Source organism: Methylobacterium sp. WL1, from assembly GCF_008000895.1.
GTDB lineage: Bacteria > Pseudomonadota > Alphaproteobacteria > Rhizobiales > Beijerinckiaceae > Methylobacterium.
Window position 1 is genome coordinate 3,845,257 of record NZ_CP042823.1, and the last position, 20,143, is coordinate 3,865,399.

Below are 20,143 nucleotides of genomic sequence, written 5' to 3' on the forward strand. Positions count from 1 at the left end.
GTCAGGCTCAAGCAGTAGGTAACTGAAGAACTTCCCGCAGAGGTTTCGGAAGGCTTCGGCCCGTGAATGCAGCGCCTTCTCCAAAGTATTCTTTGTCGCTGACGACGGCATACCAAGTAATCTTGCCCGGAGAATCTATGGTCAGGTTCAGGTAAAAACCGTCGATGGACGTCCCATAGCTGGCGTTCCCATCATCATCCACCATCGGCTGAGGACGAACACTAGGGTCAACCTCGGCCAAAAAAGCGGCAAGCATCTCCGCGGTGCCGACGATTTCCGCCCGCTGCTTGGCATCAACTGCATTTGGGTCTCTAGCCGAAGCCAAAATCCCCATAGTCCGCGAGAACCACGGATCGAAAAACACGCGATCAACGTCGGCAGCGGGCACCGTAGCCGAAAGCCCATCGCTTCGTTCTGATGCGCCTTCTGTAGGAGCCCTACGACGGGAGAGGTTCTGCTGAGGCGCCAATTTGCCGCTGTTATTGAGCAGCGGAGAAGGACGATCCGCCGCCGTACGAAACTCGACTGCTACAGGGTTGAGCAGGCGGTCCCAAGCAGCTTGGCCATCATACGTCGTGCTATCGAGAGCCTGCATATCATCGGCTCGGAGGGTTCAGGGTGATTCGGTCTGCCATTTCCGGGAGAATTACCTCAGCGAGGATGTCTTTCAAGACCAAATGCTGTTTATCAAGATGGGAAATCGGGTCGGTGTATCCGGCTTGCTCCGGGGCCTGAGCGCCATCCACGGCGGTGAAAATCTGATCTTGCAAGAGCGTGAGGATGCCCACCGATGGCACCGCATTCTCTTCTCCGGGCCTAGCCGCGCTTACGACGTCAATATTGACGTTTATAAGCGTCCGCTCGTTCGCCGAGGCATAATCAAACCAACCTACATGTGAATGCCACTCGCGTTTCGCCTTTATAGCCGCTTCCGCCCACATCCCCTTATCGCTTCTCAATAATTTTCCTATCGAAAAACTATCCCAATCGCCAGACCAATAAAATCGATCAAGGTATTCTAGTTTAACACTCACTACATCAACAGCATCGCTGACAATAGGCAATAATTGAGACACAACCTGTTCCATTTGTCCGATAAACGGCTGCCAGCGAGCGTACCTGAGATTATTCCAAATCAGAGCACCAGGTGTTATGACGCAGCTCAGCGTTCTATCGGTGTTAGAATACACAAGAGATCCTACCCCCATCTGCTTCGGCGTGGCGATCCCGGTTTGGGGGTTTATTTCAAACCCCATTTGCGGATGAGATTGGACCACCATTTGGAGGCTAGAGAATACGGCGTTTGCCTTCGCTCGCATCTTCAGCAGCAATTTCTCAGTGATGGGATCGCCAAAAATCAGGGTTGCCGAACACCGTTCGATGGCGTGAGCCGGATAGATAGGGTCGAAGCGCATGGTCGCGGACATCTGAGCCAGTCCAAATAAAGTTGATTGTGCGCCCGCTCGGTTAAGCGACCTCGAACGAAATAGGGGCTGCCGCTCACATCGCGCAAGCGGACGTCGAGCGAGTTAGCGATGCGAGGCACCGGAGATAGGCCAAGCTACAGTGGAACCACCCGCCCGGTGCCGTCAGCGTGCCGTCATCACATCTTGTAGCAGCCTGATGACATCAGAAAATGAAGCTAAATCATTGATTTACCTGGTGGGCGGTGACGGGCTCGAACCGCCGACCCTCTCCGTGTAAAGGAGACGCTCTACCAACTGAGCTAACCGCCCGGCGGCCGACCGTTACGGCATGGGGTCGGTGCGGCGCAAGGGGCTGGCGTCACGGTGCCGCCAGCCGGCGTGCCAGGGCGGTCGTCAGGCCTATGCTGTCCATCGGCACGTGGCGCATCGCTGGAACGGCGGGCGCCGTCGCGGCGGCCAGGACTGCCCGGGTGCCGGCTTCGACGGAGCAGATCAGCGGGCACGGGACCTGCCACGCGAGGCGCCGCGCCAGCCCCGCGAGGCCGGCGCCCCCGAGGATCACCGTGTTCGCTCCGGCCGCTTGGCATTTGGCGCAGGCCTGCGACAGGATGCCGAGGGCGCGATTTGGATCCTGGGCGATGTCGCCTCCGGTCGGCGCCACCGTGGTGATGGCCGCGAGCCGGTCCGACAGGCCGAGGGTGCCGACGAACTCCCGAAGCATCGGGTCCCAAGCCGTCCCGCCGGTGACGATGCCGAACGCCCCCGTGGCGGCGGCCTCGCGACAGGCCGCCTCCGCCATGCCGACGACCGGCACGGGTGATAATTCGCGCAGGGCGGACAAGCCCGGATCGCCGAAGCAGGCGAGATAGACCGCGTCACAGGAATCCCCGTGCTCGGCCAGGGCATCGAGGGCGGCGTGGCCCGCGATGGCCGCGGCTGCGCGGCTCGCGATGTAACGGGCCCCGAACCGACCCGTGACGGCCCGCAGGTCCGCGCGGTCGCCGATCTGGCGGCGCACGTGATCCGCCACGAGGTCGGTGACGGCCTGACTGGTATTGGGGTTGATCAGCAGAATGCGCATGCCGGGCCGGTCCCACGAAAAAGCCCCCGGAGCAGGCTCCGGGGGCTATCGCATCGGTTGAGTAATCGATCCTCAGTGGGCGATGAACGCCGCACCGTCCTCTTCCGTCCGGGCGGGCTTGGCCACGGGCAGCGGCTCCTCCCACTCGATGGCGACGGGGACCCGGACCAGCGCCCGCTCCAGCACCTGATCCATCCGGGAGACCGGGATGATCTCCAACCCGTTCTTCACGCTGTCGGGCACCTCAGCGATGTCCTTGGCGTTCTCTTCGGGAATCAGCACCGTCTTGATGCCGCCGCGCAGCGCCGCGAGCAGCTTCTCCTTCAAGCCGCCGATCGGCAGGACCCGACCGCGGAGCGTCACCTCGCCGGTCATCGCGATATCGCGACGAACCGCGATTCCGGTCAACGTCGAGACGATCGCAGTGGCCATCGCGATGCCGGCGGACGGGCCGTCCTTCGGGGTCGCCCCCTCCGGCACGTGGACGTGGATGTCGCGACGCTCGAACAGCGGCGGCTCGATCCCGAAGTCGATCGCCCGCGAGCGCACGTAGGATGCGGCCGCCGAGATCGACTCCTTCATCACGTCCTTCAGGTTGCCCGTGACGGTCATCTTGCCCTTACCGGGCATCATGACGCCCTCGATCGTCAGCAACTCGCCGCCAACCTCGGTCCAGGCTAGGCCCGTCACCACGCCGACCTGATCGTCCGCATCGATCTCGCCGTAGCGGAATTTCGGCGGACCGAGGAAGACCGGAAGGGTATCCGCGTTGACCACGACCGACTTGGTCTTGGTGATCAGGATCTCCTTCACCGCCTTGCGGATCAGGTTGGACAGCTCGCGCTCCAGGTTACGGACGCCGGCTTCCCGCGTGTAGCGGCGAACCAGCATCATCAGGCTGTCGTCGTCGATCGACCACTCGTGCGTCCCGAGGCCGTGCTTCTTCAAAGCATTCGGGATCAGATGCTTGCGCGCGATCTCGACCTTCTCCTCCTCGGTGTACCCGGCGATGCGGATCACCTCCATACGGTCCATGAGCGGACCGGGGATGTTGAGGGTGTTGGCCGTGGTCACGAACATCACGTTCGAGAGATCGTAGTCCACCTCCAGATAGTGGTCGTTGAAGGTGCTATTCTGCTCTGGGTCCAGAACCTCGAGGAGCGCCGCCGACGGATCGCCGCGGAAATCCATGCCCATCTTGTCGATCTCATCGAGCAGAATGAGCGGGTTCGAGGTCTTGGCCTTGCGCATCGACTGCACGATCTTGCCGGGCATCGAACCGATATAGGTCCGGCGGTGGCCCCGGATCTCGGCCTCGTCCCGCACGCCGCCGAGCGACATGCGCACGAACTCGCGACCCGTCGCCTTCGCGATGGACTTGCCCAGCGAGGTCTTGCCGACGCCGGGGGGACCGACGAGGCACAGGATCGGGCCGGTGAGCTTGTTCGCCCGCTGCTGCACAGCGAGGTACTCGACGATCCGCTCCTTGACCTTGTCGAGGCCGAAATGATCCTCATCCAGCAGGGTTTGGGCGCCAAGCAGATCCTTCTTGATCTTCGAACGCTTGCCCCACGGGATGCCCAGCATCCAGTCGAGATAGTTGCGCACCACGGTGGCCTCGGCCGACATCGGCGACATCTGCCGGAGCTTCTTCAGCTCGGCCGTCGCCTTGTCGCGCGCCTCCTTGGTGAACTTGGTCTTCTCGATCTTCTCTTCCAGCTCGGCCAGCTCGTCACGGCCGTCCTCGGAGTCGCCCAACTCCTTCTGGATCGCCTTCATCTGCTCGTTCAGGTAGTACTCGCGCTGGGTCTTCTCCATCTGCCGCTTGACGCGGGTCCGGATGCGCTTCTCCACCTGGAGCACGGAGATCTCGCTCTCCATCAGCGACAGCACGCGCTCGAGGCGCTGCGCCACAGTCGGCGTCTCGAGGATGCCCTGCTTATCGGAGATCTTAACGAGCAGATGCGAGCCGATCGTATCGGCGAGCTTGGAGGGCTCGTCGATCTGGGTCACGGCCGAGACGACCTCCGGAGAGATCTTCTTGTTGAGCTTGACGTAGTTCTCGAACTCCGAGAGCACCGAGCGCGCGAGCGCCTCGGCCTCGACGCGGTCGCCGAGCTCGTCGTGCAGCGCCTCGGCGGTGGCCTCGTAATACTCGTCCGAGCGGGTGAAGCCCGTGACCTTGGCACGACCGATGCCCTCGACCAGCACCTTCACGGTACCGTCGGGGAGCTTCAGGAGCTGCAGTACGGAGGCGAGCGTGCCGATCTTGTAGATCGCGTCGGTTGCCGGATCGTCGTCACCCGCGTTGATCTGGGTGGCGAGCAAGATATGGCGATCGGTGCGCACGGCCTCTTCGAGGGCGCGGATCGATTTTTCGCGGCCGACGAACAGAGGCACGATCATGTGCGGGAAGACGACGATGTCGCGCAAGGGGAGGACGGCGTAGGAACCCGTCGAGCCCGGGACAACCGGCTGGCGCGATTTCGACTGTGTCATGGGGACTTCCTCTCAGGGACGCCCGGCTTCGATCCCCTCGTCGATGAGGCGAACCATTGCCAGGGGCCGACCGGGCCGCGAGGGTCGGGATTGTCGTGGACTTTGCGGCTGGCGACGCGGACCGTTCCTCGAAGGAGCGAGCGGCCACCGCGATGAGCCTGAGGTGGCTGCGGGGGCCACCGTTTTCAAGATGCTCCCCGCGGCGCACCCGGCCGAAGCCGGGTGCTTAACGCAACCCCGCCAAGCGCTTACGCGCTGACGCTGGCGGGCGCTTCCTTGTTGCGGTCGCCGTGGATGTAGAGCGGGCGCGACTTGCCTTCCACGACCTCCGGACCGATCACCACCTGCTCCACCGATTCGAGACCGGGCAGGTCGTACATCGTGTCCAGCAGGATGGTCTCCAAGATCGACCGCAGGCCGCGAGCGCCTGTCTTGCGCTCGATCGCCTTGCGCGCGACCAGGGACAGTGCGTCGTCCTGGAACGTCAGGTCGACGTTCTCCATCTCAAACAGCCGCTGGTACTGCTTCACCAGAGCGTTCTTCGGCTCCTGAAGGATCTTCTTCAGCGCCGCCTCGTCGAGATCCTCGAGGGTCGCCAGAACCGGCAGACGGCCGACGAACTCGGGGATGAGGCCGAACTTCAACAGATCCTCAGGCTCCACCGAACGGAAGATCTCGCCGGTGCGACGGTCGTCGGGGGCCTGCACGCTCGCGCCGAAGCCGATCGAGGTGCCCTTGCCGCGTTGGGAGATGATCCGCTCCAGCCCCGCGAAGGCGCCGCCGCAGATGAACAGGATGTTGGTGGTGTCGACCTGCAGGAACTCCTGCTGCGGGTGCTTGCGGCCGCCCTGCGGCGGCACGGACGCAACCGTGCCTTCCATGATCTTCAGCAGCGCCTGCTGCACGCCCTCGCCCGACACGTCCCGGGTGATCGACGGGTTGTCCGACTTGCGCGAGATCTTGTCGATCTCGTCGATGTAGACGATGCCGCGCTGGGCCCGCTCGACGTTGTAGTCCGAGGCCTGGAGCAGCTTGAGGATGATGTTTTCCACATCCTCGCCGACATAGCCCGCCTCTGTCAGCGTCGTGGCGTCCGCCATGGTGAACGGCACGTCCAGGATGCGGGCGAGCGTCTGCGCGAGCAGCGTCTTGCCCGAGCCGGTCGGCCCGATCAGCATAATGTTGGACTTGGCCAACTCGACGTCGTTGTGCTTCGTCGCGTGCGCGAGCCGCTTGTAGTGGTTGTGCACCGCGACCGAGAGGACCTTCTTGGCGAAGTCCTGGCCGATGACGTAATCGTCGAGGACGCGCCGGATCTCCTTCGGGGTGGGCACGCCGTCGCGGCTCTTCACCAACGAGGATTTCGACTCCTCGCGGATGATGTCCATGCACAGCTCGACGCATTCGTCGCAGATGAACACGGTCGGGCCGGCGATCAGCTTGCGGACCTCGTGCTGGCTCTTGCCGCAGAACGAGCAATACAGCGTGCTCTTGGAGTCGTTGCCGCCAGTCTTGCTCATATCGGTCTCCGATTCGTCGCGTACGCAGCCGGCTAAGGGCGCACGCGCATCGCTTCAACGTAAGGGGGCCCGCTTAAAGAAACAGTATGCTGCGCGTCTTTGACCGATGGGCCCTGTCATCGGATGCAAACACGCTGCCGCGGCGGGATCAAGGCCACGCCGCGGCGGTCAGGCGACGCAACCGTCAGGCGGCGGCGGGCTCGGGACGCTTCTGGATGACCTCGTCGATGAGGCCGAACTCCTTGGCCGCATCCGCGGTCATGAAATTGTCGCGCTCCAGCGCGTTCTCAATGGCCGCATAGTCACGGCCGGTATGCTTCACGTAGATTTCGTTCAAGCGCCGCTTCAGCGCCTCGATCTCGCGGGCATGGATCAGGATGTCGGTGGCCTGCCCCTGGAAGCCGCCGGAGGGCTGGTGGACCATGATCCGGGCGTTCGGCAGGGCGAAGCGGTGACCCGGCTCACCGGCGGTGAGCAGGAGGGAGCCCATCGAGGCGGCCTGGCCGACGCAGAGCGTCGTCACCGGGCAGCGGATGAACTGCATCGTGTCGTAGATCGACAATCCCGAGGTCACGACGCCGCCGGGGGAATTGATATAGAAGGAAATTTCCTTCTTGGGGTTCTCAGCCTCGAGAAACAGAAGCTGCGCCACGATGAGTGACGCACCGTAATCCTCCACGGGACCGGTGAGAAAGATGATGCGCTCGCGCAGGAGACGGGAGTAGATGTCGAAGGCGCGCTCGCCGCGGCTCGACTGCTCGACGACCATCGGCACGAGTGCGTTGTTGTAGACGTCGATCGGATCTCTCATCTCGTCCTGCCCAGAATGAGGCCCGGGGCTGCCGCGAATCAGGGCAGCCCGGGCATGTCAGCGAACACTGGCGATGCTTAACCATCGCCTAACCCTATGCCCGCCGTCCTGGGACAGTGCGGGGCTCAGTCGGCCTTTGCCTCGGCGTTGGACTCGTCCTTGGCCTCGGCGTTATCTGCCGGCTTCTCGCCGGTCGTGTCGTCGTCATCCTCATCGGCGAAAAGCGTCTCTTTCGAGACCGGCTCCTCGACGAGTTTGACCTGACCGAGGACGTGGTCAACCACCTTCTCCTCGAACAGCGGCGCCCGAAGCTCGGCGAGCGCCTGCGGGTTCTTGCGGTAGAAGTCCCACACCTGCTGCTCCTGGCCCGGGAACTGCCGGACCCGAGCGATGAGGGCTTGGTTCACCTCTTCGTCGGAAACCTTGATATCGGCGCTCTCGCCGACCTGCGCAAGCACGAGTCCGAGCCGGACGCGACGCTCGGCGATCTTCCGGTAGTCGGCCTGGGCCTTCTCCTCGGTGGTGTCCTCGTCCTCGAAGCTCTTGCCGCGAGCTTTCAGGTCCTGCTCGACCTGGGCCCAGACGCTGGCGAATTCCTGCGCGACCAGGGAGGGCGGCAGCTCGAAGGCGTACTTGCCGTCCAGGGCGTCCAGGAGTTCCTTCTTCAGCTTGCGCCGCGAGGCCGCCTCGAAGTCGCCGCCGATCGCCTTGGCGATCGCCTCACGCAGCTTCTCGAGCGATTCCATGCCGAGCGACTTGGCGAACTCGTCGTCGATCTTGGCTTCGCCGGCCGCCTGAATCTTCGTGACGGTCACGTCGAACTCGGCATCCTTGCCGGCGAGCTGCTCGGCCCCGTAGGCCTCCGGGAAGGTCGCCTTCACGACCCGCTTGTCGCCGACCTTGGCGCCGACCAGCTGCTCCTCGAAGCCGGGGATGAACGAACCGGAGCCGAGCTCCAAGTCGATGCCCTCGCCCTTGCCGCCCTGGAACTCCTCGCCGTCGATGCGGCCGACGAAATCGATCGTCACGCGGTCGCCGTCCTGAGCCTCGGCGCCCTCTTCCCGCTCGCTGAACGGGCGGCTCTGGCCGGCCATGCGCTGCAGGGCCTCATCGACCTCGGACTCTTCCGGCTTGGCGACGAGCTTCTTAAGGCTGACATCGGACAGGTCGGCCAGCTCGAAGTTCGGCATCACCTCGAGGGCGACCTTGAAGGCCAGGTCGGCCTTGGCGTCGAGCGCCTTCTCGATCTCGGCCTGGTCGGTCGGGAACTCGACCTGCGGCTCCAGAGCGAGCTTGAGATCGTTGTCGGCCACGATCTTGCGGTTCGCCTCGTTGACCGCGTTCTGCACCACCTCGGCCATGACGGACCGGCCATAGACCTTGCGCAAATGCGCCACCGGGACCTTGCCGGGGCGGAAGCCCTTCAGCTGGACCTTGTCCTTCATGCCGGAGAGCTCGGTATTCAGGCGCTCCTCGAGTTCCTGGGCGGCCAGCAGCACCTGAAACTCGCGCTTCAGACCCTGGGCGTTGATCTCGGTCACCTGCATCGTCGTCGTCGCTCTTCAAAAGACCTTGTGGCCGCCGGCCGGGCCGGCGTCGTGTGACTTGGTCGCGCGGTCCGGGATACGACGGTGTCGGATACGGGGATGAGGCGGCCCCGAACGGGACCGCGCCATCTGGAAGCGTCCTGGTGCGGGCGGAGGGGCTCGAACCCCCACGTCTTGCGACACTGGAACCTAAATCCAGCGCGTCTACCAGTTCCGCCACGCCCGCGCGCGCCGACACCCGGCGCGTCGCCGGCCGCCGGAAGCGCGCCCTATAGCATGGGCCGCACGGCTCGCAGCAAAAAACTTGACCTCCCGTGGCGGCGGTGGCGCGCGGGCGGGCACGCCGCTATCTAGCCGGGGCCATCGCGAGCCGCCGTCGAGATCCCATGACCTCATCCCGCCCCGTGCCGCCGACCGATCCGCGCACCGGTCAGCCGTCGCGCCGGACCCTGCTCGCCACGGCGGCCGCGTTCGGGCTGATGCCGGAGACGGGGCGGGCCCAGGCTCCCAGGACGGCTCGGCGACACCCGTTCCGCCCCGGCGGATGCCGCTCCCTCCCACCCCCGCCCTGCCGGCCGCCCGGGCAAGACCCGTCTGCGGCCCGAGCCCGCGGCCGAGACACCGGTCTGGTGTTTCGACGGCAAGGCCCTGCCCCCGCTGGTCCGGGTCAAGATCGGTCAGCCGGTCCGGCTCAAGATCGAGAACCGCACCGACAAGCCGCTCTCGCTCCATTGGCACGGGGTGCGCAACGTCAACGCGATGGACGGCGTCGGCGGCGTCACCCAAGCGCCGATCCCGCCCGGCGGCAGCTTTCTTTACCAGTTCACGCCTCCCGACGCCGGCACCTTCCTGATCCGCCCCCTCGTGGTCGGCGGAGCGAGCGAGCCGTCCGGCCGGGGTCTCGCCGGCATGCTGGTGGTCGAAGAGGCGACCCCGCCGCTGGTCGATGCAGACGTCGGCCTGGTGATGCAAGATTGGCGGCTGGAAGACGACGCCAGCGTGATGCCGTTCGGTCAGGTTCAGTTCGCAGCGGCGAACGGACGGCTCGGCAATCTCGTGACCGTCAACGGCAAGCCCGTTCCGGACACGTTCGAAGCGCGTCCGGGCGCGCGCGTCCGCCTGCGGCTCGGCAATGCCTGCAACGCTCGCGGAACCCGGCTCCGGTTCGAGGGCGTGAAGGTCTACGTGGCGGCGGTGGACGGGCAGCCGACCGACACGTTCGAGCCCCTGCGGGCGACCCTGCCGTTCCCTCCGGGCACCCGCTACGACCTGATGGTCGACCTGCCCGAGACCGAAGGCGCCGTGTGCTCGATCATCGCGCTGGTCGGACAGGGCCTGACCCTGGCCACCGTCACCACGAAGGGGACCCCGATCGCCGACAAGCGGCCGCCGATCGGCCCGATCGGCGAGAACAAGCGCCTGCCCGCGGAGATCAAGCTCCAGAACGCCCTGCGGCGGGACGTGGTGATCACCGGCGGCGCGATCGTCCCGAAGGCCGCCAAGGATGCCGGAAAGGAAAAGCCGGCGCCAGAGCCGGTCTATACCGGCGATCCCCAGAAGATCTGGGCGGTGAACGGGGCCAGCGCCACAACGGGCCTCCAGCCGATCTTCACGGTGAAGCGCGGGCAGGTCGTGGTTCTGGCCCTGCGCAACGAGACCGGCTTCCCGCAGGCCCTGCACCTGCACGGCCATTGCTTCCGGCTTCTCCATCCCCTCGACGACGGCTGGGAGCCCTACTGGCTCGACACGTTCCAGCTTCTGGAAGGCCGGACCGCCCGCATCGGCTTCCTGGCCGACAATCCGGGGCGCTGGCTGATCAGCGCCACGGTGCTGGAGCGGTTCGACACCGGCCTGTGGACCCTGTTCGAGGTCACCTGAACGGCAGCCCGTTCCCTACGGGGCAGCGTCGAGGAGACCACTGAGGACAGCGGGCATCAGTTCGGGAATGTCCTCGGCGATCAGGCCCGGGCCGTGGCGCAGGCCGGCATCGCCGTGGAGCCAGACGGCGGCTGCGGCGGCTTCGAAGGGCGGCATGCCCTGCGCCAACAACCCGGCGATCAGGCCGCCGAGCACATCACCCGATCCGGCCGTGCCGAGATACGGGGTGCCGTGATCGTTGATCGTCGCCCGGCCGTCCGGGCTCGCGATCACGGTGTCGGATCCTTTCAGCACGACGACGGCACCGGTGAGTGCGGCGGCGGCGCGGGTGCGGGCGACCTTGTCGGCGCCCTCGGTGGTGGCGTCCGTGCCGCCGAACAGCCGCGCGAACTCGCCCTCATGGGGGGTGAGCACGGCGTGCGATTCCCCGTCCGCGATATGGGCGGCCAGCAAAGGGGCCTGCCCCGAGAAGCTGGTCAACGCGTCGGCATCCAGGACTAGGCTGCGCCCGGCGGCGGCCGCCACCGCAACCCGCTCGCGGGTCGGCTCACCGATCCCAAGGCCCGGACCGGCCAGCACGACGTTGAGGCGCTCATCGGTGAGCAGGTCGTCGAGGTCGTCGGCGGTCTCGCAGGGACGCAGCATGATGGCGGTGAGCTGGGCGGCGTTCTCCGCCAGCGCAGCCGTGGGGGACGCGAGCGTGACCAGGCCGGCCCCGACCCGCAGGGCGCCCCTGGCGGCGAGCCGGGCCGCACCGGTCTTGGTGGCGGGCCCGGACAGAACCAACGCGTGCCCGCGGGTGTATTTATGGCTCTCGCCGGCTAGACGTGGGAACACCCGTACCCACAGATCCGGCCCGTTCCGGTAGAGCGCCGGCTCGGCCGCTGCGAGGCCGATCGCCAAGGCTGCTTCACCCGCCCCGATATCGGCCAGGTGCCGGTGCCCGCACAGGCCCCGCCCGGGCTGAAGCAGATGCCCCGGCTTGAACGCGACAAAGGTCACGGTCTCCACGGCGCGGATCGCGACGCCGCGTACGGCGCCGGTGTCGCCGTCCACGCCGCTCGGGACGTCCACAGCCAGCACCGGGCAGCCACCGGCATTCACGGCATCGACCAGGGCACGGGCGGCACCGTCGAGGTCGCGCGACAGGCCGGCTCCGAACAGCGCGTCGATCACGAGGTCGCCGGAGGGCAGTGCGTCGGCCGTGGCTGGATGCACGGGGCCGGTCCAGGCCTCGGCCGCGAGGGCTGCATCACCTGTTAGGGCGGAGCGATCGCCGAGGACGCACAGTTCGATCCGGTAGCCGCGTTCCGCCAGCAGCCGCGCGGCGACGAACCCGTCGCCGCCATTGTTGCCGGGCCCGCACAGCACGACGGCCCGTCCGCCATCGGGCAACCGGGCCGCGGCGCGGGCGGCCACCACGGCACCAGCGGCCTCCATCAGTCGAAAGCCAGGAATACCGCAGTCGATGGCCGCCGCATCGACCCGGCGCATCGCCGCCACCGTCAGCACTCGCATGCTCATCCCCACGTCTGCCCGTGCACCGAACACCTCTGATTAAAAATGCGCCAGAAAATCATCGAAAGCCCGAAGGATGTGCGTAGCTTGCGCTCCGAATGGGCATTAACGTGATGCCCGTCGCGAAATCGGCGTGGCGGAGGCTTCCCGACGATGTTAGAAATATCCGGCAGCGCAGCGCAGGCCCGAGCGGCATGAAGAAGATCGAAGCGATCATCAAGCCTTTCAAGCTCGACGAGGTGAAGGAGGCGCTCCAGGAGGTCGGCCTCCAGGGCATCACCGTCATCGAGGCAAAGGGTTTTGGCCGTCAGAAGGGCCATACGGAGCTGTACCGCGGCGCCGAATACGTGGTCGACTTCCTGCCCAAGGTGAAGCTGGAGATCGTGCTGTCGGACGCCCTCGTCGAGGGCGCCGTGGAAGCGATCCGCAAGTCGGCCCAGACCGGGCGCATCGGCGATGGCAAGATCTTCGTCTCGACGATCGAAGAAGCGATCCGCATCCGCACCGGCGAGACTGGCACCGACGCGATCTGAAGGCTGATCCGCGCGGCGTCCAGCCCGCGGATCTTACGCCTTGATCACGGGAACGATCAGCATTCCCGCGCCTCGAACTTGTGCTTCCTGTCCCGCCACCATCCTGCCTAAGAATTCACGCTGCACGAATGTCCGGCATCGACGTGCCGGGGCATGGAGTGTTGGGGCGGCAACCCCACATCCTCGGGATCGCACGGCCGGATCGGCCGCTTCGATCCCACTCAGGAGGACCATGTGATGGCCGGAACCGACGGGCGCGAGACCGCCAAGATCTACGAATTGTCGGCGTTCCGGCGCGCCCGACCGGCGCCGCGGGCGGCCGAGAAGGCCAAGCCTGCGTCGATGCCGAGCTTCGGCGGCGCCTGGTACCACGAGGCCGCGATCCGCGACGACGAGCGCCCGCGCCGGACCTGAAAACGGCGAAGCCGGGCGCGAGGGCCCGGCTCCGGGGATTGCTCGACGTCGAAAGCTCTTGGCTTTCCGTCTGCCTCAGGCTGCGACGGCGGCCTCGGTCGGCACCGAAGAGATCGTCTTCAGCACCTGCGAGGCGATCTGGTAGGGGTCGCCCTGCGAGTTCGGGCGGCGATCCTCCAAGTAGCCCTTGTAGCTGCTGTTCACGAAGGAGTGGGGCACGCGGATCGAGGCGCCGCGGTCGGCCACGCCGTACGAGAACTCGTGGATCGAGGCGGTCTCGTGCTTGCCGGTCAGCCGCATGTGGTTGTCCGGGCCATAGACGGCGATGTGATCCTCGCGGTTGGTCTTGAACGCCTCCATGAGCGCTTCGAAATAGGCCTTGCCACCGTGCTCGCGCATGAACGCGGTCGAGAAGTTGCAGTGCATGCCCGACCCGTTCCAGTCGGTGTCGCCGAGCGGCTTGCAATGGTACTCGACGTCGATGCCGTAGGACTCGCAGAGCCGCTGCAGCAGGTAGCGGGCCATCCACATCTCATCGGCGGCCTTCTTGGAGCCCTTGCCGAAGATCTGGAATTCCCACTGGCCCTTGGCCACCTCGGCGTTGATGCCCTCGTGGTTGATGCCGGCGTCGAGGCAGAGGTCGAGGTGCTCCTCGACGATCTTGCGGGCGACGTCGCCGACGTTCGAATAGCCGACACCGGTGTAGTAGGGGCCCTGCGGGGCCGGGAAGCCGCTGGCCGGGAAGCCGAGCGGGCGGCCGTCCTTGTACAGGAAGTACTCCTGCTCGAAGCCGAACCAGGCGCCGGCATCGTCCAGGATGGTCGCGCGCTTGTTCGACTCGTGCGGGGTCTTGCCGTCCGGCATCATCACTTCGCACAGGACCAGGACGCCGTTCTTGCGGGCCGGGTCGGGGAAGTGGCGCACGGGCTTGAGCATGCAGTCGGAGCTGCCGCCCTCGGCCTGCTTCGTGGACGAGCCGTCGAAGCCCCACATCGGAAGTTGATCGAGGGTCGGGAAGCTGTCGAATTCCTTGATCTGAGTCTTACCGCGCAGGTTCGGGACCGGCGTATACCCGTCGAGCCATATATACTCGAGCTTATATTTCGTCATTCCGGTTCTCTCGTCCGTTGTCGATGCGCGACCCGGTCAACCCCCAGGCGACGCGAACGGCATGCCGCCATCTCGACGGCCGCTGCCGCCTTCGCATGGAGCATGCCAGGACTGTCTTCGACCGCCTTCGATGAGTGGTGATTGCGCGGATAGGCAATCACAGAATCGAGAGGCTCGCTCCGAGAAAGAGCCAAACGTCTCGTTCCATGGGCGATTTCGCCCGTCCGCGGGTGGCAACGCGCGCGCGCGACGGATATCAAGCGGCTCGGCCGGTGCGGCCCGACCCGACGACGGCCGCCCCGAGCGAGAATCCCCGACGCCTTTCCTGGAGGATGCCCACGATGACGACTGCGGCCGAGGTTCTGAAGACCATCCGGGACAACGACGTACGCTACGTGGACTTCCGGTTCACCGACCCGCGCGGCAAGTGGCAGCACGTCACGTTCGACGTCTCCTTGATCGACGATGAGATCTTCGCCGAAGGCACGATGTTCGACGGCTCGTCGATCGCGGGCTGGAAGGCGATCAACGAGTCCGACATGCTGCTGATGCCGGACCCGTCTACCGCCTGCCTCGACCCGTTCTTCTCGGCCTCGACCCTGTCGATCATCTGCGACGTGCTCGAGCCCGCCACCGGCGAGCCCTATTCCCGCGATCCCCGCGGCACCGCCAAGCGCGCCGAGGCCTACCTGCAGCAGACCGGGATCGGCGACACGATCAATGTCGGCCCCGAGGCCGAGTTCTTCGTGTTCGACGACGTGAAGTTCGCCGCCGACCCCTACCGCACCGGCTTCGAGCTCGACTCGACCGAGCTGCCGACCAACGGCTTCACCGATTACGAGGGCGGCAACCTCGGACACCGGGTCCAGACCAAGGGCGGCTACTTCCCGGTCCCGCCGCAGGATTCGGCCCAGGACATGCGCGGCGAGATGCTGGCCGCGATGCAGTCCATGGGCGTGAAGGTCGAGAAGCACCACCACGAGGTGGCCAGCGCCCAGCACGAGCTCGGCATGAAGTTCGACGTGCTGACCAAGCTCGCCGACCACATGCAGATCTACAAGTACTGCATCCACAACGTCGCCCAGAGCTACGGCAAGTCGGCGACGTTCATGCCCAAGCCCGTCTTCGGCGACAACGGCTCGGGGATGCACGTCCACCAGTCCATCTGGAAGGACGGCAAGCCGGTCTTCGCCGGCGACAAGTATGCCGGGCTTTCCCAGGAATGCCTGTGGTACATCGGCGGCATCATCCGGCACGCCAAGGCGCTCAACGCCTTCACCAACCCGTCGACCAACTCCTACAAGCGGCTGGTGCCGGGCTACGAGGCGCCGGTGCTGCTCGCCTACTCGGCGCGCAACCGCTCGGCCTCCTGCCGGATTCCGTGGACCAAGAGCCCGAACGCCAAGCGCGTCGAGGTCCGCTTCCCCGACCCGATGGCCAACCCCTACTTGGCCTTCTCGGCCCTGCTGATGGCCGGCCTCGACGGCATCCGCAACAAGATCGACCCGGGCCCGGCGATGGACAAGGACCTGTACGAGCTGCCGCCGAAGGAGCTGAAGAAGATCCCGACCGTGTGCGGTTCGCTCCGCGAGGCGCTCACCAGCCTCGACAAGGACCGCACCTTCCTCAAGGAGGGCGGCGTGTTCACGGACGACCAGATCGACTCGTTCATCGAGCTGAAGATGACCGAGGTGCTGCGCTACGAGATGACCCCGCACCCGATCGAGTTCGTGCAGTACTACTCGCTGTGATGTGAAGGGGCGGGCCGGGCGCGAAGCCCGGCCCCGGCTGTGAGAGGTGAGTTGGAAGCGCCCGTCGCCTACTCCAAAGCGGACTATCGAACAAAACAAGAACACGCTTGCCACATAAGATTATTAGCCTATGAATGACCCGCTCGCAGGCGGGGTGATTCATGGTCACGAAAGAGATCGTCGTCACCCGGTTCCGGTGGCAACTGGCAGCCCTCAGTGTTGAGGTGAAGCTGCTTCGACTTGGCCTCATCCTTCGGGCCTACAATCCCGGCCAGCCGCGGGTCCACGCTGGGCATCCGGACGGGGGACAGTGGACGAGTGACGACGGTTCAGTTCGGTCTGAGAACGACAACACAGCGCGCATATATAATGTCAGCGACAAAGATAAATACCAATATAATGTATTTTTAGAAGAAGAATAGGAAAAATTTTGGGAGCATACAATTGATTCACACGTCGGAAAGACCGACGAAGAGATGATGGAACGCGTGCGGAAGAGCCAATGGGGAAACCTGTTGGCCCATGGTGGACTGCAACGCGACGGCTCGTTTGACTCCCGAGAGTCAGCTAACGATCTCGTCAGCCGAACGTTAGCAATCAACGCGCAGCGCGTTGATGAAGTGGCGTCTGGGGAGAAAGATCGCGCCTACTTTACAACGCGGTTCGGATATCGAACCGGCCGCGAGGCATACATTACCAAAGACGGCGTGATGTACATGAGAAATACGTATGGCGTTGCCATATATATAGTCCGCGATCGGCGGTCATCGCGAGGTTATCACGTACAATCGGCATTTCCTTACAATGAAGGAGACTGAAATATCTACACATCCCGAGTTTGACGAATTAACCGGACGCTTTTTTCAAGACGTCGATCGCATTTTCAGCACCGAGGCGGAATTATTGCAATTTGCCATAGAGCCGTTTTCGCAAGAGCGTCGCTTATCTTTGCATGGCTATCTCTCTTTTATCGCCAGCGACGATTTCGACGACAAGGAATTATTAGGTATCTGGAACGACTCGAAAGCGCAGTGGTTGTTCCATTCCGCGCCTCCACTGAGATTGTTCCTGAATAAGATTCGTGACCGATTATGATTACTAAGAGATCTGAAAATTATTATGTCGTTTTCGCAATTATTGTACCTATGTCGCAAAATACTGCTGAAGGCGATGTTTTAAAAGAAGCCCTCCGCCCTGAAATCATTATCCAATCGGCTTCACGTCCGTTGTCAAAATCGTCAGAATTTGACACATTCACACGTCAATTCCATCAAGATCTTATGGATGATTTTTCGACTGAAGACGCGATCATTCAATGGATTCTTTCCCCTTTCAAGGACGACACCGAACGAGGCCACCTGAAGGCCTATCTTGACACCCTCACGCAGGACGATGTCTCGGACGAGGAACTGCGAAAGCTGTGGTGGTCGTCGGAGGCAGACATCGTATTCTATGATGGCGCCGGACTCCGAGCCTTCCTCAAGAGAGTGCGAGACAGATTGTGACGCGAAAGCAGTCGTGAGCCGGCAGAGCAAGCTGCGGAACCGGGCGCGGCGGGAATCGGGACGGATGCCCGCCACACCGGAATTCATCCACTTCGGTGAGCGGTTCAATTAGAGCATCGACGATCAGGACGCGTCGTCCGAGGAAGCCACCGCCGCGATTCTCGGCTGCTTCAAGGGCGAGGATCGAGCTGCTTGCACGATTTCAAAGGCGCGGTGCTGGAGAGCGACCTGACACCGAAGGAAGGGATAAAACTCTGGGCCACCGCCTGCATCGACTTGCACTTACGTGATCCGGAGGACCTTCGGCGCTTCCTTATCCAGGTTCATCTCGACCAGCGGAAGAGCTTGTGACACGCGGCAGTCTCGATCGTTCAAAGCGGCGGATGCACGCATGCTCACCCTCGACCACCTCGTCGTCGTGGCCCCCGATCTCGCGGAGGGCGTGGCCCATGTCCGCGACTGCCTCGGCCTCGACATGCCGGAAGGCGGGCGCCATCCCGAAATGGGCACCCGCAACCACCTGCTGCGCCTGGGCGCATCGACGTTCCTCGAAGTGATCGCCGTCGATCCCGAGGCAGCGCCTCCGGCGCGCGCCCGCTGGTTCGGCCTCGGCGAGGCCGCGCGGGTGCGGGCGGAGTGGGAGGCCGGCCGGCGGCTGCGCGGCTTCGTCGCCCGCACCGACGACCTCGACACCCTGCTCGCCGCCCATCCCGACCTGCTCGGCGCGGCGGCGACGATGACCCGGGGCGCGCTGTCGTGGCGCTTCGGCCTGCGCCCGGACGGGACCTGGCCGGCGGACGGCGCCGCGCCCTACGCGATGGATTGGGGCCGCCGTCCGCACCCGGCCGGGACGATGCCGGATCTCGGGGCACGTCTCGCGGATTTCACGCTGGAGCACCCGGATCCGGACGCGACGGCGGCCCGGCTGGCGGGGCTCGGCCTCGTCGATCCGCTGCGGATCGTCCCCGGCCCGCTCCCGCGCTACACCGCCCGGATCGCGACGCCGTCCGGCCCGCGCACGCTGACCTGAGGACGGGCCCTCCCGGCCGGCCTGATCGGGTGGATGACCGGCGAGGAGGGCCTGGCCGCGACTCGCGAGCCCCGGCGCAGGAAACCTAGCAGCCCCCCATCGCGCCGCGGTGACGGGAAAGCCCCGTTCTGCACAGGAATCGCCGCGCGGGGACCGGGCGCCACCGCTCAGGTGTGCGCGAAGATGTCGGTCTCCGGCCACCCGTCGAGATCGAGCCGGGCGCGGGTCGGCAGGAAGGCGAAGCAGGCCGCGGCGAGATCGGTGCGGCCCTCGCGGGCCAGCATCGCGTCGAGCCGCTCCCGGGCGGCGTGGAGATGGAGCACGTCCGAGGCCGCGTAATCCTGCTGCGCCTGCGTCAGGGTCTCGGCGCCCCAATCGGAGGATTGCTGCTGCTTGGAGAGATCGACGCCCACCAGCTCGCGGACCACGTCCTTGAGCCCGTGGCGGTCGGTGTAGGTGCGGGCGAGCTTCGAGGCGATCTTGGTGCAGTAGACCGGCGCCGGCATTACGCCGAACGCCTTGAACAGCACCGCCACGTCGAACCGGGCGAAGTGGAAGATTTTTAGGACTTCGGGATCCGCCAGGACGCGCTTGAGCACCGCCGGCTCGGGGCCGTCCTGCGGGATCTGGACCACGTCCGCCGTGCCGTCCCCGGTGGAGATCTGGACCACGCAGAGCCGGTCCCGGTGCGGGTTGAGGCCGAGCGTCTCGGTGTCGATGGCCACCGCCCGGCCCGCATCGTAATCGGTGGGCAGGTCGCCGCGGTGGAGGCGTACGATCGGGCTCGGCATGTTTTTGGGACCTTCGACTGATTTGGCCGGTACCATCGAGGCCCCGTGGCAGCAAGTGAACGACGGAGAGGCGAGACCATGACCGCAGCCGAGGTGATCGCGACCCTGGGCCTCAAACCCCATCCGGAGGGCGGGCATTACCGCGAGACCTTCCGCGATCCGCGCATGGTGGACGGCCGCTCGGTCGGCACCGCGATCTATTTTTTGCTCGACATCGGCGAGGCCTCGGCCTGGCACCGCGTGGACGCCACCGAGATCTGGCACTGGCATGCCGGCGCGCCGCTGGTGATCACCACGAGCCCGAACGGCCACGACGCCACCGCCCAGCATCTCGGACCCGACCTCGCCGCCGGGCAGCGCCCGCAATGCGTGGTGCCGGCCGGCCATTGGCAGACCGCCACCAGCCTCGGCGCCTGGACGCTCGTGGGCTGCACGGTCTCGCCGGGCTTCGACTTCTCCGGCTTCGAGATGGCCCCGCCCGACTGGCGGCCGACGCCAAGGGGCTAGCGTCCGGGCGCGACCGGCACCGGACCGCATTCAGGGCGACGACCGCTTCGGCCGAGACATCGCTGCCGGCGCACGGGTTGGAACGGAGGCCCATCCCGTGCGCCCGCGCCGCCTTGGCCGATCGCGGTGCCGGTGCGATAACGCCCGACCTCTCGCAGCCGCCCGCGCCATGCCCGCCCCCCTGAGACGGCCCCCACGTCGCCGATCCCGATCCCGCCTCG

Annotated in this window: 20 protein-coding genes and 2 tRNA genes; 10 read left to right on the plus strand and 12 right to left on the minus strand. The window is 65.2% G+C overall.

Annotated elements, in window-relative coordinates; genetic code table 11:
- Positions 1-7: 7 nt before the first annotated feature.
- From FVA80_RS18635 to FVA80_RS18675, 9 genes are all read right to left on the minus strand, one after another.
- The gene (locus FVA80_RS18635; RefSeq protein WP_147908831.1) at positions 8-595 is read right to left on the minus strand and encodes a hypothetical protein; all 588 of its coding nucleotides are present in this window, start codon (positions 593-595) and stop codon (positions 8-10) included.
- A 1-nt stretch (position 596) separates the two neighbouring features.
- Positions 597-1,427: a TIGR04255 family protein gene (locus FVA80_RS18640; protein WP_147908830.1), complete on the minus strand. Its 831-nt coding sequence runs from the start codon at positions 1,425-1,427 to the stop codon at positions 597-599.
- A gap of 233 nt (positions 1,428-1,660) precedes the next feature.
- A tRNA-Val gene (locus FVA80_RS18645) sits at positions 1,661-1,736 on the minus strand.
- Between the two features lie 49 nt (positions 1,737-1,785).
- Positions 1,786-2,508, minus strand: coding sequence for an aspartate/glutamate racemase family protein (locus FVA80_RS18650; RefSeq protein WP_147908829.1), 723 nt, complete (start codon positions 2,506-2,508; stop codon positions 1,786-1,788).
- Between the two features lie 72 nt (positions 2,509-2,580).
- Positions 2,581-5,007 carry an endopeptidase La gene (lon, locus tag FVA80_RS18655; protein WP_147908828.1) on the minus strand — a complete coding sequence of 809 codons (2,427 nt, stop codon included), beginning with the start codon at positions 5,005-5,007 and terminating at the stop codon, positions 2,581-2,583.
- Positions 5,008-5,255: 248 nt separating this feature from the next.
- Complete coding sequence (clpX, locus tag FVA80_RS18660) at positions 5,256-6,527, minus strand: ATP-dependent Clp protease ATP-binding subunit ClpX (protein ID WP_007567156.1); 1,272 nt, start codon at positions 6,525-6,527, stop codon at positions 5,256-5,258.
- Positions 6,528-6,711: 184 nt separating this feature from the next.
- Positions 6,712-7,338 (minus strand): ATP-dependent Clp protease proteolytic subunit, encoded by a 627-nt coding sequence (locus tag FVA80_RS18665; RefSeq protein WP_007567155.1) that lies wholly within the window; start codon positions 7,336-7,338, stop codon positions 6,712-6,714.
- Positions 7,339-7,463: 125 nt separating this feature from the next.
- Positions 7,464-8,885, minus strand: a complete 1,422-nt coding sequence (gene tig / locus FVA80_RS18670) for a trigger factor (protein ID WP_147908827.1) — start codon at positions 8,883-8,885, stop codon at positions 7,464-7,466.
- A 141-nt stretch (positions 8,886-9,026) separates the two neighbouring features.
- A tRNA-Leu gene (locus tag FVA80_RS18675) sits at positions 9,027-9,111 on the minus strand.
- 422 nt (positions 9,112-9,533) lie between these two features.
- Here FVA80_RS18675 and FVA80_RS18680 point away from each other — a divergent pair.
- The gene (locus FVA80_RS18680; protein WP_246692433.1) at positions 9,534-10,763 is read left to right on the plus strand and encodes a multicopper oxidase family protein; all 1,230 of its coding nucleotides are present in this window, start codon (positions 9,534-9,536) and stop codon (positions 10,761-10,763) included.
- Positions 10,764-10,778: 15 nt separating this feature from the next.
- Here FVA80_RS18680 and FVA80_RS18685 read toward each other — a convergent pair whose 3' ends face one another.
- Positions 10,779-12,281, minus strand: coding sequence for an NAD(P)H-hydrate dehydratase (locus FVA80_RS18685; RefSeq protein ID WP_187193730.1), 1,503 nt, complete (start codon positions 12,279-12,281; stop codon positions 10,779-10,781).
- 194 nt (positions 12,282-12,475) lie between these two features.
- Here FVA80_RS18685 and FVA80_RS18690 point away from each other — a divergent pair, with 194 nt between their 5' ends.
- Together FVA80_RS18690 and FVA80_RS18695 are read left to right on the plus strand one after the other, a co-directional pair.
- Positions 12,476-12,814, plus strand: a complete 339-nt coding sequence (locus tag FVA80_RS18690; protein WP_003600526.1) for a P-II family nitrogen regulator — start codon at positions 12,476-12,478, stop codon at positions 12,812-12,814.
- 237 nt (positions 12,815-13,051) lie between these two features.
- Entirely contained in the window at positions 13,052-13,228 is a 177-nt protein-coding gene (locus FVA80_RS18695; protein WP_147910536.1) for a DUF2735 domain-containing protein, read from the plus strand.
- 75 nt (positions 13,229-13,303) lie between these two features.
- Here FVA80_RS18695 and FVA80_RS18700 read toward each other — a convergent pair whose 3' ends face one another.
- Positions 13,304-14,338, minus strand: a complete 1,035-nt coding sequence (locus FVA80_RS18700) for a glutamine synthetase beta-grasp domain-containing protein (RefSeq protein ID WP_147910537.1) — start codon at positions 14,336-14,338, stop codon at positions 13,304-13,306.
- A gap of 341 nt (positions 14,339-14,679) precedes the next feature.
- Between FVA80_RS18700 and glnA the strand changes: the two genes are divergently transcribed.
- From glnA to FVA80_RS18725, 6 genes are all read left to right on the plus strand, one after another.
- The gene (gene glnA, locus FVA80_RS18705) at positions 14,680-16,089 is read left to right on the plus strand and encodes a type I glutamate--ammonia ligase (RefSeq protein WP_147910538.1); all 1,410 of its coding nucleotides are present in this window, start codon (positions 14,680-14,682) and stop codon (positions 16,087-16,089) included.
- A 479-nt stretch (positions 16,090-16,568) separates the two neighbouring features.
- The gene (locus FVA80_RS18710) at positions 16,569-16,907 is read left to right on the plus strand and encodes an RNase A-like domain-containing protein (protein ID WP_246692434.1); all 339 of its coding nucleotides are present in this window, start codon (positions 16,569-16,571) and stop codon (positions 16,905-16,907) included.
- The gene (locus FVA80_RS18715; RefSeq protein WP_147910540.1) at positions 16,894-17,184 is read left to right on the plus strand and encodes a hypothetical protein; all 291 of its coding nucleotides are present in this window, start codon (positions 16,894-16,896) and stop codon (positions 17,182-17,184) included. Before FVA80_RS18710 ends, FVA80_RS18715 begins: the two co-directional genes overlap by 14 nt.
- Positions 17,181-17,594, plus strand: a complete 414-nt coding sequence (locus tag FVA80_RS31360; protein WP_246692023.1) for a hypothetical protein — start codon at positions 17,181-17,183, stop codon at positions 17,592-17,594. Before FVA80_RS18715 ends, FVA80_RS31360 begins: the two co-directional genes overlap by 4 nt.
- A 192-nt stretch (positions 17,595-17,786) precedes the next feature.
- On the plus strand, positions 17,787-17,945 hold the full coding sequence (locus tag FVA80_RS30605) for a hypothetical protein (RefSeq protein WP_187193412.1): 159 nt from the start codon (positions 17,787-17,789) through the stop codon (positions 17,943-17,945).
- 40 nt (positions 17,946-17,985) lie between these two features.
- Positions 17,986-18,624 (plus strand): VOC family protein, encoded by a 639-nt coding sequence (locus FVA80_RS18725; RefSeq protein ID WP_147910541.1) that lies wholly within the window; start codon positions 17,986-17,988, stop codon positions 18,622-18,624.
- Positions 18,625-18,791: 167 nt separating this feature from the next.
- On the opposite strand, the gene FVA80_RS18730 is transcribed toward FVA80_RS18725, so the two are convergent.
- On the minus strand, positions 18,792-19,415 hold the full coding sequence (locus tag FVA80_RS18730) for a ribonuclease D (RefSeq protein ID WP_147910542.1): 624 nt from the start codon (positions 19,413-19,415) through the stop codon (positions 18,792-18,794).
- Between the two features lie 78 nt (positions 19,416-19,493).
- Between FVA80_RS18730 and FVA80_RS18735 the strand changes: the two genes are divergently transcribed.
- Positions 19,494-19,922: a cupin domain-containing protein gene (locus tag FVA80_RS18735; RefSeq protein WP_147910543.1), complete on the plus strand. Its 429-nt coding sequence runs from the start codon at positions 19,494-19,496 to the stop codon at positions 19,920-19,922.
- Positions 19,923-20,143 lie beyond the last annotated feature (221 nt).

Excerpts from the sequence above, each read along its gene's own strand:
- FVA80_RS18635 (WP_147908831.1), bottom strand. The coding sequence starts at position 595 with ATGCAGGCTCTCGATAGCACGACGTATGATGGCCAAGCTGCTTGGGAC.
- FVA80_RS18640 (WP_147908830.1), bottom strand. The coding sequence starts at position 1,427 with ATGTCCGCGACCATGCGCTTCGACCCTATCTATCCGGCTCACGCCATC.
- FVA80_RS18650 (WP_147908829.1), bottom strand. The coding sequence starts at position 2,508 with ATGCGCATTCTGCTGATCAACCCCAATACCAGTCAGGCCGTCACCGAC.
- lon (WP_147908828.1), bottom strand. The coding sequence starts at position 5,007 with ATGACACAGTCGAAATCGCGCCAGCCGGTTGTCCCGGGCTCGACGGGT.
- clpX (WP_007567156.1), bottom strand. The coding sequence starts at position 6,527 with ATGAGCAAGACTGGCGGCAACGACTCCAAGAGCACGCTGTATTGCTCG.
- FVA80_RS18665 (WP_007567155.1), bottom strand. The coding sequence starts at position 7,338 with ATGAGAGATCCGATCGACGTCTACAACAACGCACTCGTGCCGATGGTC.
- tig (WP_147908827.1), bottom strand. The coding sequence starts at position 8,885 with ATGCAGGTGACCGAGATCAACGCCCAGGGTCTGAAGCGCGAGTTTCAG.
- FVA80_RS18685 (WP_187193730.1), bottom strand. The coding sequence starts at position 12,281 with ATGCGAGTGCTGACGGTGGCGGCGATGCGCCGGGTCGATGCGGCGGCC.
- FVA80_RS18690 (WP_003600526.1), top strand. The coding sequence starts at position 12,476 with ATGAAGAAGATCGAAGCGATCATCAAGCCTTTCAAGCTCGACGAGGTG.
- FVA80_RS18695 (WP_147910536.1), top strand. The coding sequence starts at position 13,052 with ATGGCCGGAACCGACGGGCGCGAGACCGCCAAGATCTACGAATTGTCG.
- FVA80_RS18700 (WP_147910537.1), bottom strand. The coding sequence starts at position 14,338 with ATGACGAAATATAAGCTCGAGTATATATGGCTCGACGGGTATACGCCG.
- glnA (WP_147910538.1), top strand. The coding sequence starts at position 14,680 with ATGACGACTGCGGCCGAGGTTCTGAAGACCATCCGGGACAACGACGTA.
- FVA80_RS18710 (WP_246692434.1), top strand. The coding sequence starts at position 16,569 with ATGGAACGCGTGCGGAAGAGCCAATGGGGAAACCTGTTGGCCCATGGT.
- FVA80_RS18715 (WP_147910540.1), top strand. The coding sequence starts at position 16,894 with ATGAAGGAGACTGAAATATCTACACATCCCGAGTTTGACGAATTAACC.
- FVA80_RS31360 (WP_246692023.1), top strand. The coding sequence starts at position 17,181 with ATGATTACTAAGAGATCTGAAAATTATTATGTCGTTTTCGCAATTATT.
- FVA80_RS18725 (WP_147910541.1), top strand. The coding sequence starts at position 17,986 with ATGCTCACCCTCGACCACCTCGTCGTCGTGGCCCCCGATCTCGCGGAG.
- FVA80_RS18730 (WP_147910542.1), bottom strand. The coding sequence starts at position 19,415 with ATGCCGAGCCCGATCGTACGCCTCCACCGCGGCGACCTGCCCACCGAT.
- FVA80_RS18735 (WP_147910543.1), top strand. The coding sequence starts at position 19,494 with ATGACCGCAGCCGAGGTGATCGCGACCCTGGGCCTCAAACCCCATCCG.